Below are 14,069 nucleotides of genomic sequence, written 5' to 3'. Positions count from 1 at the left end.
CCCGAGGGGCGGGGGATTTTGCCATGCGCGCTTTGCAATTGATCGACGACCGCAAACTTGAGATCACCGATCTGCCGGAGCCAGACGCTCCGGGCGCGGGTGAGGTGACCCTGCGCGTCAAGGCGGTCGCCCTCAATCACATCGATGTCTGGGGTTGGCGCGGTATGGCGTTCGCCAAGCGCAAGATGCCGCTCGTGATCGGCGCGGAAGCAGCCGGTGTCGTCGAAGCGATCGGACCGGGTGTCGCCAACGTGCTGCCAGGCCAGCTCGTCTCGATCTACGGTGCGCGCACCTGCGGTCTCTGCCGTCACTGCAGCGAAGGCCGTGACAATCTCTGCGAACATGTCGGCGGCGTGCATGGTTTCCATCTCGACGGTTTCGCGCAGGAGAAGGTCAATCTGCCGGCACGCCTGCTGGTTCCGGCGCCTCCCGGGGTTGACGCAATCGGCGCGGCACTGGCACCCGTCACCTTCGGCACGGTCGAGCATATGCTGTTCGACAACGCTAAGCTGGAGCCGGGCGAAACGATCCTCGTCCATGCCGGCGGCTCCGGTATCGGCACGGCGGCAATCCAGCTTGCCAAAAAGATCGGCTGCACGGTCATCACTACCGTCGGTTCCGACGACAAGATCGAGAAGGCCAAGGCGCTTGGTGCAGACCATGTCATCAATTACCGCACGGATCGCTTCGAAGGCGTGGTGCGCAAGCTGACCAAGAAGAAGGGCGTCGACGTCGTCTTCGAACATGTCGGCAAGGACACCTGGGCCGGCTCGATGCTGTGCATGAAGCGTGGTGGGCGTCTGGTCACCTGCGGCTCGACCTCGGGTGTTTCCACCGACATGAACCTGATGATGCTGTTCCAGCAGCAGCTAAAGCTGCTCGGCTCCTTCGGCTGCCGCATGGAGAATATGGCGAATGCCATGCAGAAGATGGCGCGCGGGCTGGTGCATCCGGTCATCGACACCGAAGTAAGCTTCAGCGATATAGACCGGGCGCTGGAGCGGATGGAATCGCGCCAGATCTTCGGCAAGATCATCCTCAAGATGGATTGACCGGCGTGAAGCTCGTCATCACCCGGATCGTGCTTGCCGTCCGGCATTTCCGCCAATGGTTGATCGCGCAGATCATCTTCGGTTTCCTGAATTTCCTGAAGCTATTTCCCGCCGATGGCGGCATCAGATTCGCCGACTGGCTGACCCGGAAAATCGGGCCGCGCATGCGCCGGCACAAGCTGATGCTGACCAATCTACGCAACGCTTTTCCTGAAAAGAGCGAGGCGGAGATCGCCGAGATCGCCCTGGCAAGCTGGGGCAATATGGGGCGGCTGGCGGCGGAGTATGTCTTTCTCGATCGGCTGTTCGATTTTGATCCGTTCAGCGAGGAGCCGGGCCGCATCGAGGTATCCGGCATTCCGATCTTTCTCGACCTCAGGGAAAATCCGCGGCCATTCATCGTCTTTACCGGACATACGGGGAATTTCGAATTGCTGCCGGTCGCCGGTGCAGCCTTCGGGCTGAAGGTCACTGTGCTCTTTCGACCGCCGAACAATCCCTATGTGGCAGATAAGGTTTTCGACTTTCGCGCCAAGCGCATGGGCAATCTCGTACCCTCGCATGCAGGATCGTCTTTCACCCTAGCTAGGCAATTGGAAGCCGGCGGCGGGGTTGGCGTGCTGGTCGATCAGAAGTTTCGCAAGGGACTGAGGACGAAGTTCTTCGGTCGCGACGTCAAGACCAATCCCTTGCTGCCGAAACTGGTTCGTCAGTTCAATTGCGAGGTCTATCCGGCTCGTTGCATTCGGTTGCCCGATAATCGCTATCGGCTGGAAATAGAACCGAGGCTGGAGATGCCCCGCGATGAGCGCGGCAATCTCGATCTGCCGGCTACGGCACAGCTTCTGAACGACAAGGTAGAGAGCTGGGTGAGGGAATATCCCGAGCAATGGCTCTGGTATCATGACCGCTGGAATATCAAGAAGACCCTTTTCTAAGAAATCACTTAAATAAAACAATTCGTAGCAGAATGAGCCATCTAAAGTCCGAAAAGGCTCAAAATTTGACCTTCGGTAAGCCCTGCCTTTCGAAAAATTCGCCTTTTCCGAGAACTTCAGTTCGCCAGGATTGAATGTGAGGGTAAGTCATGTTATTGCATTTGCAAGAAAGCTTGGTGAGATAGCGGGCGCCAGGCTGCATATCCTCGTTCATAGTAGTGTCGGGATGAGGCCCGAGGCTGAACTGTGGGCAAGGGCAGGAGGGCAATTTTGCTGGCACTCTTTCATGCCTTCTCCATGAAATGCACCCAGATTCAAAGGGCAATCAAGCTGGGTGATGATGAACTTGTCGGTTCGCTCGATCGCGAGTTGGAGCCGCTCGTTACAGCGATCCTGGCTTATAAAGCCACCAGCCTTCTCGAAATGTATATGCAATTGCAATTTATGAGCAATCTGATCCGCGAGGAATCGGATGACCGCTCACGGTGATGCGCAACTCAGCGTCGCTATCGTCGCTGATCGATCGCTATTTCGGCGGTGCCAGCGAGGCTGCGGCCGAAGTGCTGATGGCATTTTCCACGGGAAAGAACGAGCAGGAAGGCGAGGGCGCCGGGTTCGACGAGGACAATGTTCTGAACGACGTCATTCTCGACAGCCTGCCGGATCGTGTCGCCGTCATCACGCGCGACTATCGCTATCTCTACAGCAATGCGGCCAATTCCGAATACCTGAAGTCGAAGCCGATCGAACTGGTCGGCCGGCATCTTTCCGAATTCATCGGTTCTGAATTGTTCGAAGGCTGCTTCAAGAGCAAGCTGGATGCCTGTTTTGCCGGCGAGACGGTCAATTGCCACTATCCGGCCTATCGTCCGACGGATGTCAACAAGACCTTGCATTGCCGAATGACGCCGCTGCGCGCCACCAAGCCGAGGGGCGAAGTGATCGGGGCGCTGGTTGTCGTGCATGAGGTCGGTGCTGTCTCAGCGAACATGCTGGTGGCCTGATCGGTCGTTTCTGGTTCCAACAACAACCGTATGATCACGCCCGCAATGTGCGGGCATCATACTGTTGTCTTTTCCCCTTTATCGTCGAAAGCCTTGAGGGCGAGACATGGCTTCGTCGACGCGTGGCCCACTTCAGGAGAGGCAGGTCTTCAGGGACTTGGCGATGCCGCGCATCAGGTCGAAATAGAGATCCGGTCCTTGCGGCAGCGTTGCCGCTTCCGGATCGAGCACGCCTGATTTGGCGGATGTGCCCTCGATGACGACATTGACCAGCTTCGGCTCGAATTGCGGTTCGGCGAAGACGCAAGTTGCGCCGAGATCGGCGACCTTGCTATGGATTTCCGCCACCCGCTGCGCGCCGGGGATGCTTTCCGGGCTTACCGTGATCGAACCCGCGACATGCACGCCATAACGGCGCTCGAAATATTGATAGGCATCGTGGAAGACGATGAAGGGCTTGTTCTTGACCGGTGCGATGGTCGAAGCGATTTCCGTGTCGAGCGCATCCAACTTGTCGTCCAGCGCCTTCTGGTTCGCTTCATAGGTCAGGGCATTGGCGGGATCGGCTGCGACCAATGTCGTGGTGATCTCAGCCGTCATTGCCTTGGCATTGTGCGGATCGAGCCAGAGATGGGTGTCGAACGCTCCATGATCGTGCGAATCTCCGGCGTCTGCCGCCGGTTCGTCGCCGTCGTCATCCGCTTCGAAAGCGCCGCCCTGGCGGAATTTCAGTTTGGTGATGCCCGGCGCCTTATCGAGTTCGACCACCAGGGCGTTCGAGCCGAGGGCCGAAAGCGGCTTCTCCAGGAAAGCTTCCATGCCGGGACCGACCCAGAAAACCACTTTGGCGCCTTCGAGCGCCCGCGCGTTCGAAGGCTTCAGCGCATAGGTGTGCGGCGAGGCCGCGCCTTCGACGATCAGGTCCGGCGTGCCGACGCCTTGCATGATCGCGGCAACGAGAGAATGAACCGGCTTGATCGATACAACTACCTCCGGCGGATCGCTGGCGAATGCAGGGGAGGCGAAGAATAAGGAAGCGGCTAGGGGGAGGATGGTCTTTGCCAGGCTCATGCGATACTGCTCTTGAATGGGTTCTGTTATGTTATTACATCAATTGCGTTATGCTATAACGTGTGCGATAGCAGGACGCAACAGCGCAAGTGGAAATTTCATGCTTTCTTCCGTGGACAATAAGAGCCGGTCTCTCGTGTCGCTCCATGACGTCGGCGTCCGTCGCGACGGTCGCTGGCTGGTGCGTGGCGTCGATTTTTCCGTGAGCCGCGGCGAAATCGTCACCCTGATCGGCCCGAATGGTTCCGGCAAATCCACCAGTGCCAAGACCGCGATCGGCGTGCTGAAACCGGATGAAGGCAGCGTCGAACGTATCGCCGGGCTCAAGGTTGGTTATGTCCCGCAGAAACTCGCCATTGACTGGACCCTGCCGCTGAGCGTGCACCGTTTGATGACGTTGACCGGGCCTTTGCCTGAAGCGGAGTTGAAGGCGGCTTTGGAGGCGGTGGGCATCGCCCATCTTGCCAAGGCCGAGGTGCAGCATCTTTCCGGTGGCGAGTTCCAGCGGGCTTTGCTGGCGCGCGCCATTGCCCGCAAGCCGGACCTGCTGGTGCTGGATGAGCCGGTACAAGGCGTCGATTTCAGCGGCGAGATAGCACTTTACGATCTCATCAAATCGATCCGCAATTCCGAAGGCTGTGGCATTCTGCTGATCTCGCATGATCTGCACGTCGTCATGGCTGCGACGGATACGGTCGTTTGCCTCAATGGTCATGTCTGCTGCCGCGGCACACCGCAGGCAGTCACACAGAGCCCGGAATATGTGAGACTGTTCGGCACGCGGGCGGCGCAATCGCTGGCGATCTACAGCCATCATCACGACCATACGCATCTGCCTGATGGCCGCGTGCAGCATGCCGACGGCTCGATCACCGATGATTGCCACGCCGATGACGGTCATCACGACCACGGACATCACGATCACGGGCACGAGCGCCACGACCACGATCATGATCATCAGGCGGCAGGAGAACGCCATGTTTGACGATTTCTTCCTGCGCGCCGTCGTCGCGGGCGTCGGGCTGGCGCTGACCACCGGGCCGCTCGGCTGCTTCATCATCTGGCGGCGCATGGCCTATTTCGGCGACACGATCTCGCATTCGGCGCTGCTCGGCGTAGCGCTGTCGCTGCTCTTCCAGCTCAATCTAACGCTTTCCGTCTTCGCGGTCGCGGCGGCGGTGTCGATCTTGCTCCTGTTCCTTCAGCGCCGGCAGGCGCTGTCGGCGGATGCGTTGCTCGGCATTCTGTCGCATGCGACGCTGGCGATCGGCCTCGTCATCGTCGCTTTCATGAGCTGGGTAAGGATCGATCTCATCGCTTTCCTGTTTGGCGACATTCTGGCCGTCAATCGTTCGGATATCGCTTTGATCTGGGGCGGCGGCATTCTGGTATTGGCGGCGATCACCTGGCTTTGGAGGCCGCTGCTCGCCTCCACCGTCAATCCGGAGCTGGCCGAGGCTGAGGGCCTGCAGCCGGAACGGGCGAAGCTGTTTTTCACGCTGCTGATGGCCGTCGTTATCGCCATCGCCATGAAGATCGTCGGTATCCTGCTGATCACGGCGCTGCTGATCATCCCCGCCGCCACGGCCCGCCGCTTTGCCGCGACGCCCGAGATGATGGCTGTCTTTGCTTCGCTGATCGGCGCCGTCGCTGTCGTCGGCGGGTTGTTCGGCTCGCTGCGTTACGACACGCCGTCAGGCCCGTCGATCGTCGTGGCGGCGCTCGTTCTGTTTATCATCAGTCTGCTGCCCCTTGCCCGCAGGGCTGGCGCGCCGGCGGCGCAACAGGGAGGACAGGGATCATGACCACTCCGACACTCACCAAGAACCAGTCGCTCGTTTTCGATGTCCTGACCAAGGCGGAAGCGCCGCTCAGCGCCTATACCATCCTCGACAAGCTGCGCGACCATGGTTTCCGTGCGCCGCTGCAGGTCTACCGGGCGCTGGACAAGCTGCTGGAATATGGCGTCGTCCATCGCCTAGAGAGCATCAATTCCTTCGTCGCTTGCGCCCATCCGGATGAGAACTGCCACAGCCACGGCCTCGTCGCCTTCGCCATCTGCGAAAGTTGCGGCCAGGTGATCGAATTCCACGATCATGAAGTGGATCACCGGCTGATGGATTGGCTGAAATCGCAGAAGTTCAAGGCCGAAAAATCGACCATCGAGATTCGCGGTCACTGCGCGAGTTGCGCTGCTTAAATGTCAGCGCGGCTCTTAATCCAAGCTCCGCGCATTTTGGAAGATGCGGCCTAGTCCAGCCTCTTGAGGTCGCGGGCAAAACGCTGCCAATTGGCAACATAATTGCGGGCCGAACGGCGCAGGCCTTCGATGGCAGCCTCGTCCAACGTGCGGATCGCCTTGGCGGGGGCGCCGACGATCAAGGAGCCATCCGGAAATTCCTTGCCTTCCGTTACCAGTGCATTGGCACCCACAAGGCAATTCCTGCCGATCTTCGCGCCGTTCAATATGGTTGCGCCCATGCCGATCAGCGAATTGTCGCCGATGGTGCAGCCGTGGATGATGGCATGATGACCGATGGTGCAGCCTTCGCCGATCGTTGCCGGGAAGCTGGGATCGGTGTGCACCATCGTCCCTTCCTGGATGTTGGTGCCTTTGCCGATGACAATGAGCTCGTTGTCGCCGCGCAGGACTGCGCCGAACCAGATGCCGACATCCTCGCCGATCTCCACTTTGCCGATCACGTTTGCGTCGGGCGCGATCCAATAGCGGCCGGGATCGGGCGTCTTCGGCACCAGGCCGGAAAGGGCATAGAGCGGCATCTTATTTCTCCTCGATCAAACGACGTTCAGCATCAGTGTCGCAACGCCATCGACGGCGCAGCTTATCCTGTCGCCGCGGGCCACCGGTCCGACGCCGGCCGGCGTGCCGGTCATGATGACATCGCCGGGCGCCAGCGTGAACAGCTTCGAGAGTTCGGTGATGATTTCCGGTACTTTCCAGATCATCTGCGACAGGTCGCCCCTCTGCACCGACTCGCCGTTGCGCATCAGCCAGATGCCGCCCTTATCGGGATGACCGACCTGTGTTGCCGGGGCGATAGCGGAAACGGGGGCGGAGCTTTCGAAGGCCTTGCTGACCTCCCAGGGGCGGCCGAGCTTCTTGGCTTCGCCCTGTAGGTCGCGGCGGGTGAAATCGATGCCGACGGCATAGCCGTAGATGCAGTCCAGCGCCCTTTCAGCCGGGATATCGGAGCCGCCACTTTTCAGCGCAACCACCAGTTCCACCTCGTGATGCACATCCGAAGACAGCGGCGGATAGGGGAAATCGCTATTCGGCAGCAGATTGTTCGGGTTTTTCTGGAAGAAGAAGGGAGGCTCGCGGCTTGGGTCGTGGCCCATCTCGATCGCATGGTCGGCATAGTTGCGGCCGACGCAATAGACGCGGCGCACGGGGAAAGATGCGGTTTCGCCATTGATCGGCAACAGCACTGGCGCGGGCAGGGGGATGACGGTGGCAAACTGTTCGGTCATGACAATCTCTTCACATAGTTCGTCTGCTGCCAGAAGATCCATGCCCTCCGACTCCACGGCAACCTAACACTAATGGAGTAGAGGGGAAAACCAACCAACGGAAAGGTTTCGGTGTAAAGCGTTGGTAGAAGGGTTCTTCGTGTTCACCGACGCGACTGCGGATCCGCGGTAACCCCCGGCAAAGCCGCTCATCTGTGCAGACGGAAGGAACTGTGGCATAACTGAGCGATGGCGATAAATGTCTTGGGGGTCCACACAGATCACGTCAGGACGGAACAGGCGGTGGGCAATTCGCTTGCGGTCGCCTATTCTGTAGCGGTCCTTTGTTGGCTGCTGTCGTCCGGCGTCTATATCGCCGCGAAATGGGTCTCTCACGAAATGCCGCCTTGGGCGCTCTGCTTCTGGCGGGTGCTGATTGCCTGCGCCATCCTGTTGCCGATCGTGCGCCGGCATTTTGGCGCCATGTTTGCGCTCGCCAAGGCTCGTCCGCTGGAGTTGCTGTGCATTGGCGGCATCGGGCTCGCGATCTGCCAGGGCCTGCTCTTCACCGGCCTGGAACATGCGGATGCCACGACGGCCGGCATCATCATGGCTCTGATCCCCATTCTTACCATGGTTCTAGCCCGCCTCCTTCTCGGCGAGCCGATGGGAACCTGGCAGGTGACGGGATCGATCCTCGCCTTCCTCGGCATCGTGGTCATCGTCATCAAGGGCAGCCCGGCGGCATTGATGCGTCTCGATATCAACCCCGGGGAGCTTTGGATCGTCGCCGGCTCCTTCTGCTTCAGTCTCTACACCGTCCTGCTTCGCCGTGCGAAATTCGATATAGAGCGCCTTCCGCTGCTCGTGCTGCTTTTGGGCGCCGCGGTGCTCACGGCACTGCCTTTCTACCTCTGGGAACTTGGCTCCGACGAGCGCTCGACGCTCAATGTCAACGGGCTGATCGCACTCGCCTATGTGGCGATCCCCGGCGGCGCCATGACCTATTACCTCTTCAATCGCAGCGTCGAGGCGTTGGGGGCGGCCCGGGCTGGTCTGATGCTCTACCTCCAGACAATCTTTACCACCGTGCTCGCCTATCTGCTTCTCGGCGAGCAGTTGCAATCCTATCACCTTGAGGGTGCTGCGATCATCGTCGTCGGTCTGTTGCTCGTCACTCTACTGAAGCCGAAGGCCGAACCTGTGGCGGCGGCAAAGCCCTGAGGCTCAGGGTCGCATTGCTGGTCATGTCAGCGCGACGCTTTTTTTGCGGCAGAGCGCCAACTTTGACGCCGTCTCGCTTTATTCCTATCTGTGCTGTATATCGCCCCTCGAAATCGTGCCCAACTTGTTGCCGCGCGCCTTTTAGGATCGCTTCGACGCAGCAATAGACGCTTGGAACGGGCGAAGAAAATTATGCGAGTAAGCAAGACATGACTGAATCGGCAGAAAAGCCCGGAATGCAGGCAGGTAGCCTCTATAGGCGGAAGCCCGTTTTTGCCGTGGCCCCGATGATCGACTGGACGGATAGGCATTGCAGGTATCTGCATCGGCAGATCAGCCGGCATGCGCTGCTCTATACCGAGATGGTGGTGGCGGATGCGATCATCCATGGGCCGCGCGACCGGTTGCTAGGTCGTGACGCCAGCGAGCATCCCGTGGCGCTGCAAGTCGGCGGCTCCAATCCCGCCAAGCTTGCGGAGGCGGTGCGGATTGCCGAGGCTTATGATTATGACGAGATCAACCTCAATGTCGGCTGTCCTTCGGACCGCGTGCAGTCGGGCACCTTCGGCGCCTGCCTGATGCTGACGCCGGAGACGGTGGCGGATTGCATTGCGTCGATGAAAAGGGTTTCCAAGGCTCCGGTGACGGTAAAATGCCGAATTGGCGTCGATGAGCAGGAGCCGGAACAGGCGCTGCCGGAACTCATTACTCGCGTGCTCGATGCCGGCGCTGATGCCGTCTGGATCCATGCCCGCAAGGCCTGGCTGAAGGGCCTATCGCCGAAGGAAAACCGCGAGATCCCGCCGCTGGATTACGAGATCGTCTACCGGATGAAGCAGCGTTGGCCCGATGTTTTCATCGGCATCAACGGCGGCATCCAGACGTTGGATCAAGCCGAAGCGCATCTTGCCCATGTCGACGGCGTCATGCTCGGCCGCACCGCCTATCAGAACGCCGCCATCCTTGCCGATGTCGATCATCGTTTCTACGGCGAACCGTCCGTCGAGCCGGATTGGAATGACCTGCGCGACCGGATGATGGCTTATACGGAGCGCCACATCGAGCAAGGCGGACGCCTGCAGCATGTCGCCCGCCACATGGTCGGCCTCTTCACCGGCCTGCCGGGCTCCCGCCGCTACCGTCAGATCCTCTCCACGGACGCCAATAAGCCCGGGGCTGGGCCGGAGGTGATCGCTGCCGCATTTGCCGCGGTGGATTTCGCCGGTGAGGGCGAGCGGGTGAGCGCTTAGGCACGGAGCCCTATCTCGCCCCCGGCGGGCGAGATAGGGCTCCGCATTCGCCGCGCTCGCTTACAGCTCAAGGCCCGCCTCGCTTGCGCGCTGCGGCCCCCTCATCCGCCCTTCGGGCACCTTCTCCCCGGCGGGGAGAAGGGGGAAACGCAAAAACGGCGCGGTTTTCACCGCGCCGTTCGAAACCTTATCCAGGTAATCAACTAAGACTTAGGAAGCCTTGATGTTGACAGCCTTCGGGCCCTTGCCCATGCGATCCGGCTCGGTGTCGAAGGTGACCTGCTGGCCTTCGCGGAGCGACTGGATGCCGGAAGCCTGGAGAGCGGAAATATGGACGAATACGTCCTTAGCGCCGCCGTCCGGGGTGATGAAACCAAAACCCTTGTCCTGGTTGAAGAATTTTACGATGCCCTTGGTGGCCATTGGGATAGTCCTTTTCCCTTCAGTCTGAATATTCTGTCCGGGAAACCTTCCCGGACGGCTTTGCCTCCGCGCCATGCGAAAGCCAGTCGAGAAGTTCACGTACGGGGAAAGAACGTCTACGCAGAGGATAAACCTCTGTAGGCTGCCTCGCGTAGTCGGCATTGCCAAATCAGTCCAGTCACCGGCATGCAAATGCCCGAGCGCGCATATGGGTGACAGGATTTACGACAAAAGGCAAGGGGCAATATTGGGGCAAAGCGGGAATGAGCCCGGATAGGGGGGAGATTTCAAGGGGTTGGAGAGGTGATGCATGTGCCGGCGAGGGGCGTCATTGTTTCACTTTGATACTACGATGAGGCGAAAATTACCCGGATACCGATTAATGGCGTCGCTTCGAGGACAATTTATTTGCGACGAGTCACTTAAATAACGACAGAGCTATCGCCGCGCTGGCAAATCCCAAACCCGATAGAGGTTGTTGAGCGCCTCCGCTGAGTGGCATTCGACAACCGGCAGGCCGGATTCTTGGAGAATTTTTGCGTATTTGACGCCGCTGTTGCGGGTTTTCACAAGGATCCAGTGAATCATTTCCCATTTGATGCTGTCCTGGGCACCTTCGAGATGTCCCGCACGGTCCGAGCGGTTGATCAGCGTGCGCTTGAGATAGCGGGAAAAGCGTAGCCAGTGATTTGACGTTATGAGAATGGCGCCGGTAGCGCGGGCCAGACGCTGCGGCATCAGGCGCGAATAGTTGCCTTCCATAACCCACTGCTCGCCAAGAATTGCCGCATCGTGCAGCGCGGCAAACTCTGCTTCCGGGCGCGGCTGCCAATCCGTATGGGGCAGATGATGAAGTTGATCGAGATGCACGGCCGGAAAACCAAGCTTTTTAGCGAGGGCGACGGCCAATGTTGACTTCCCAGCATTAGAAGGGCCGACAACGACAACGCGCTCGCCAAGGGAGTGCAAAGGCAACATGAGGACACCGGTCGGGAAATTGGGATGGCTTCCATTGGCCGGAATAAGCGGTGTTGTCAAACGATCAACGGGCTCGCGCCTGTCGGCGACAATCCCTTGTGGCGGCATGTTCGCGAATTGCGCCGCAGCTTTGCGCACGCGGGGCCGGTCTCAAACTACTTCGATCTTGAAATCCGTGCCTTCCCACCGCTGCGTATCCGTCCAGAAGATCGTAAAAACGACAGTGCTGGGGCCGAGCGTCTTCGTCGGCAGGTCACAGACGTAGGTGCCAAAGCCGGCGTCGCGAGACGGGGTGTCGGTGAAGTTTGCCCAGCCGTCGGTGGACCAGTGCACCAGGGCGGACCCGGGCAGTTCGATGCGCAGGGCGCGGCCTGCCGGCATTTGAGCGCGCTTGTTGGTCGGGCGCCAGGCGAAGGGCGCGGGGGCCGGCTTTGTGGCGACGTAGCGGGCAAAGGTTTGCGGTGGCATGTCGAAGATCACACCGTCGCGGATCGAGCGCAGCAGCTTGATGTGTTCCGCATGGGCCCAGACGAGCGGCATGGCGCTGCCGGAGGGGCGACCGAGGAACAGTTCACGTTCCGGCACGTCTGCGCTGTCCCAGATCTGTTCGGGCAGGAGCCCGCCCTCGCTTGCCGAGGCCTCCAGGGCTGCCAGCAGGCGTCGCGCCTCATCCGGTCGCCCGGCGGAGAGTTCATAATGGGCGCGCTCGCCGGTCAGCAGCGGCCAGAGTCTCCCGATACCGCTGCCGGCGAAGGGCGCGCCGCCGGTGCGCTCGCCATAGCCGTCGTCATTGTAGCGGTACCAGTAGGGGCCGGCGGGAAGCTCGCGCCGCAATTCCGAATCGATCGCCGCGACGGTGCCGACGATGCGTGGATCGTCGGCGGCCCGGAGGCCGAAGCGCACCAGTGCCAGCGCGTCCGGGCTGAGAAGCAAGTCCGCCTCCACGACTTCATTCCCGTCGTCGCGATTGCGGATCGGGATGAAGTCACGCCTCAGTGACGAGCTGCCGTCCGTGGCCGATGCGATGCGCACATAATAGCCCTCGATGCCGAGGCTGCGCGACAGGTCCGTATCGGTGGCGTAGGTCCATTCCTCGATGCGCTCGTTCCAGCCGTCGGCCACCTCGCGCAGATATTGCGCTGCCGCCAGCCGGCCGGCCGCTTCCACCGCATCGGCGGCCGCGAGAAGCCCGGCGATCTCGACGGCGAGCGTGAAGGGCGAGTAGCCGGCGTCCTCTTCCCAGCGATCTTGCTGGGTGGCGGGACCGTTTTTGACGATATAGGCCGCGGCGGCCTCGATCATCGGTAGGTACCGGCCGCTCTCCGAGGCGTCGATCGCGCCGGCGCGCAGCAGCATGTCGTAGAGCAGGATGGGAAAGGCCGTCTCGTCCATCTGGATGCCGTACCAGTAGGGCCGGCCGTCGAGCCAGGCGTTCTGCACCCAATGGCCGTCCGCCTCCTGAATCGCCGCGAGATAGTCGAGCACGGAGCGTGCATCGGCCTTGGCGCCGGCGGCAAGCAGCGCGCCGGCGGTTTCCACGAGATCGCGTGTCCAGACCAGGTGATAGCCGCCGAGATCATCGTCGCTCTTGTTGAACCCCCACGGGATGGAGAGGCTGGCGATGATGGCACCGGAGGCATCGTCGCGGTGGGTGGCGAGCACGCCGGTACTGACGCGGTATCGGTTTAGCTGGTTGGGATCATGGGGCTCATCGAGGGCAAGCAGGCTTGCCTGCCATTCTCGCCAGCCGCTGCGATAATGCTTCAGCGCCGGCTTGACGCCCTGGTCCAGGCTGAGGACGGCACGAAAGGCGGCTTCCTCCGGCTGCGTACCGAAGCCGATGGCGATCAGCGCGCGCCCCTCGTTTGCCTGGATATCGAGCGTCCCCGACAGCGCGATGTTGCCGCTGGTGGCGCAGCGGTACTCCTCCTTCAGGCTCTCGCCGCGCGACAGCATCTGCCAGCCATCGGAGAAGCCGACATAGCCGACCGAACGCGCCAGCCAGGGCACCGAGGCGGCGACCGCGAGCACCCGGCCGGAACCCTCGGCAAAGAGCATCGGCCTGCCTTTGAAATCGGCGTACCAGCCGGTGTTATCCGAGCCGCCATTGACCAGATGCGGCGCCACGAGGGCATGCAGCCGATAGTCGGAGAGCTGGCCGATGAGCGCCTGAAAGTGGACATTCTGCAGCACCACTTCACGCTCTGGGTCCGAAAATATGGTCTTGGTGATGCGATAACGACCGTCGCGAGCAGTGTTGACGAGGCGAAACGCCGGGACGCCGTCCTCGATTGCCTGCACGCGATGATCGGCGTCGCGCTTCTCCTCGGAAAAATAGCCGTCAGCCGTCACGATGAAACCGAAATCACGGACGCAGGCCATATCGAGCCGCGGCGCGTAGATCTCGTTGAGGATGCCGTGGCTCGCCGTGAACCAGACGCTGCTCGCCGTGCTGACGGCAGTGCCGACCGCACTCTTATCGCTCGAGGTCCAGCGGGGCTCGATGCCCGGGGCACCGGGCGGGACTATGGAACCGGGTGGCAGTGTCGGAAAGGCCAAGTGTCGATCCTCCGTCGTATGCGCTCCTCTTCGGCGGGCCATCCTGGATTGAAATTGAGCGATCCGCAATACGCCTGGGCTTGACAGCCGGCGCCGAAC

13 protein-coding genes and 1 pseudogene are annotated in these 14,069 nt (G+C 60.7%); 8 read left to right on the top strand and 6 right to left on the bottom strand.

Translation table 11 applies throughout. The features are described from left to right. The first annotated feature begins 23 nt into the window (after nucleotides 1–23). The 3 genes and pseudogenes from C9E91_RS11040 to C9E91_RS11030 all read left to right on the top strand — a co-directional run bounded on the left by C9E91_RS11040 (nucleotide 24) and on the right by C9E91_RS11030 (nucleotide 2,994). Nucleotides 24–1,052 carry a zinc-binding dehydrogenase gene (locus tag C9E91_RS11040; RefSeq protein WP_107108320.1) on the top strand — a complete coding sequence of 343 codons (1,029 nt, stop codon included), beginning with the start codon at nucleotides 24–26 and terminating at the stop codon, nucleotides 1,050–1,052. A 5-nt stretch (nucleotides 1,053–1,057) separates the two neighbouring features. Then, nucleotides 1,058–1,990 (top strand): lipid A biosynthesis lauroyl acyltransferase, encoded by a 933-nt coding sequence (locus tag C9E91_RS11035; protein WP_107108546.1) that lies wholly within the window; start codon nucleotides 1,058–1,060, stop codon nucleotides 1,988–1,990. Nucleotides 1,991–2,260: 270 nt separating this feature from the next. After that, nucleotides 2,261–2,994, top strand: a pseudogene (locus C9E91_RS11030) (PAS domain-containing protein). A gap of 132 nt (nucleotides 2,995–3,126) precedes the next feature. Here C9E91_RS11030 and C9E91_RS11025 read toward each other — a convergent pair. Continuing rightward, on the bottom strand, nucleotides 3,127–4,065 hold the full coding sequence (locus C9E91_RS11025; RefSeq protein ID WP_107108319.1) for a zinc ABC transporter substrate-binding protein: 939 nt from the start codon (nucleotides 4,063–4,065) through the stop codon (nucleotides 3,127–3,129). A 100-nt stretch (nucleotides 4,066–4,165) separates the two neighbouring features. Between C9E91_RS11025 and C9E91_RS11020 the strand changes: the two genes are divergently transcribed. The 3 genes from C9E91_RS11020 to C9E91_RS11010 are packed head-to-tail and all read left to right on the top strand — an operon-like array spanning nucleotide 4,166 to nucleotide 6,265. Further along, complete coding sequence (locus tag C9E91_RS11020) at nucleotides 4,166–5,050, top strand: ATP-binding cassette domain-containing protein (protein ID WP_107108318.1); 885 nt, start codon at nucleotides 4,166–4,168, stop codon at nucleotides 5,048–5,050. Then, nucleotides 5,043–5,870 (top strand): zinc ABC transporter permease subunit ZnuB, encoded by an 828-nt coding sequence (gene znuB / locus C9E91_RS11015; RefSeq protein WP_107108317.1) that lies wholly within the window; start codon nucleotides 5,043–5,045, stop codon nucleotides 5,868–5,870. The genes C9E91_RS11020 and znuB overlap by 8 nt, the downstream gene beginning before the upstream one ends. Beyond that, entirely contained in the window at nucleotides 5,867–6,265 is a 399-nt protein-coding gene (locus tag C9E91_RS11010) for a Fur family transcriptional regulator (RefSeq protein ID WP_028752927.1), read from the top strand. Before znuB ends, C9E91_RS11010 begins: the two co-directional genes overlap by 4 nt. Nucleotides 6,266–6,315: 50 nt before the next feature. Here the strand turns inward: C9E91_RS11010 and C9E91_RS11005 are convergent, their stop codons facing one another. Both C9E91_RS11005 and C9E91_RS11000 read right to left on the bottom strand, forming a co-directional pair. Next, entirely contained in the window at nucleotides 6,316–6,846 is a 531-nt protein-coding gene (locus C9E91_RS11005) for a gamma carbonic anhydrase family protein (protein WP_107108316.1), read from the bottom strand. 15 nt (nucleotides 6,847–6,861) lie between these two features. Beyond that, nucleotides 6,862–7,557, bottom strand: a complete 696-nt coding sequence (locus tag C9E91_RS11000) for a fumarylacetoacetate hydrolase family protein (protein ID WP_107108545.1) — start codon at nucleotides 7,555–7,557, stop codon at nucleotides 6,862–6,864. A gap of 228 nt (nucleotides 7,558–7,785) precedes the next feature. Here C9E91_RS11000 and C9E91_RS10995 point away from each other — a divergent pair, with 228 nt between their 5' ends. Both C9E91_RS10995 and dusA read left to right on the top strand, forming a co-directional pair. Beyond that, a complete protein-coding gene (locus tag C9E91_RS10995; RefSeq protein WP_107108315.1) occupies nucleotides 7,786–8,760 on the top strand; it encodes a DMT family transporter in 975 nt (324 codons plus the stop codon). Between the two features lie 236 nt (nucleotides 8,761–8,996). Next, a complete protein-coding gene (dusA, locus tag C9E91_RS10990) occupies nucleotides 8,997–10,010 on the top strand; it encodes a tRNA dihydrouridine(20/20a) synthase DusA (RefSeq protein ID WP_107108544.1) in 1,014 nt (337 codons plus the stop codon). Between the two features lie 210 nt (nucleotides 10,011–10,220). On the opposite strand, the gene C9E91_RS10985 is transcribed toward dusA, so the two are convergent. The 3 genes from C9E91_RS10985 to C9E91_RS10975 all read right to left on the bottom strand — a co-directional run bounded on the left by C9E91_RS10985 (nucleotide 10,221) and on the right by C9E91_RS10975 (nucleotide 13,970). Beyond that, nucleotides 10,221–10,433, bottom strand: coding sequence for a cold-shock protein (locus tag C9E91_RS10985; protein ID WP_028752932.1), 213 nt, complete (start codon nucleotides 10,431–10,433; stop codon nucleotides 10,221–10,223). Between the two features lie 438 nt (nucleotides 10,434–10,871). Beyond that, nucleotides 10,872–11,411, bottom strand: a complete 540-nt coding sequence (locus C9E91_RS10980; RefSeq protein ID WP_107108543.1) for a P-loop NTPase family protein — start codon at nucleotides 11,409–11,411, stop codon at nucleotides 10,872–10,874. 150 nt (nucleotides 11,412–11,561) lie between these two features. Further along, nucleotides 11,562–13,970, bottom strand: a complete 2,409-nt coding sequence (locus tag C9E91_RS10975) for a glucan 1,4-alpha-glucosidase (RefSeq protein WP_107108314.1) — start codon at nucleotides 13,968–13,970, stop codon at nucleotides 11,562–11,564. Nucleotides 13,971–14,069: the final 99 nt, after the last annotated feature.

It is taken from the genome of Rhizobium sp. SEMIA4064, from assembly GCF_003025035.1.
Taxonomy (GTDB): Bacteria; Pseudomonadota; Alphaproteobacteria; order Rhizobiales; family Rhizobiaceae; genus Rhizobium; species Rhizobium paranaense.
Note: the sequence above shows the minus strand (reverse complement) of the source record. Positions and strands in the feature narration are given on the sequence as shown.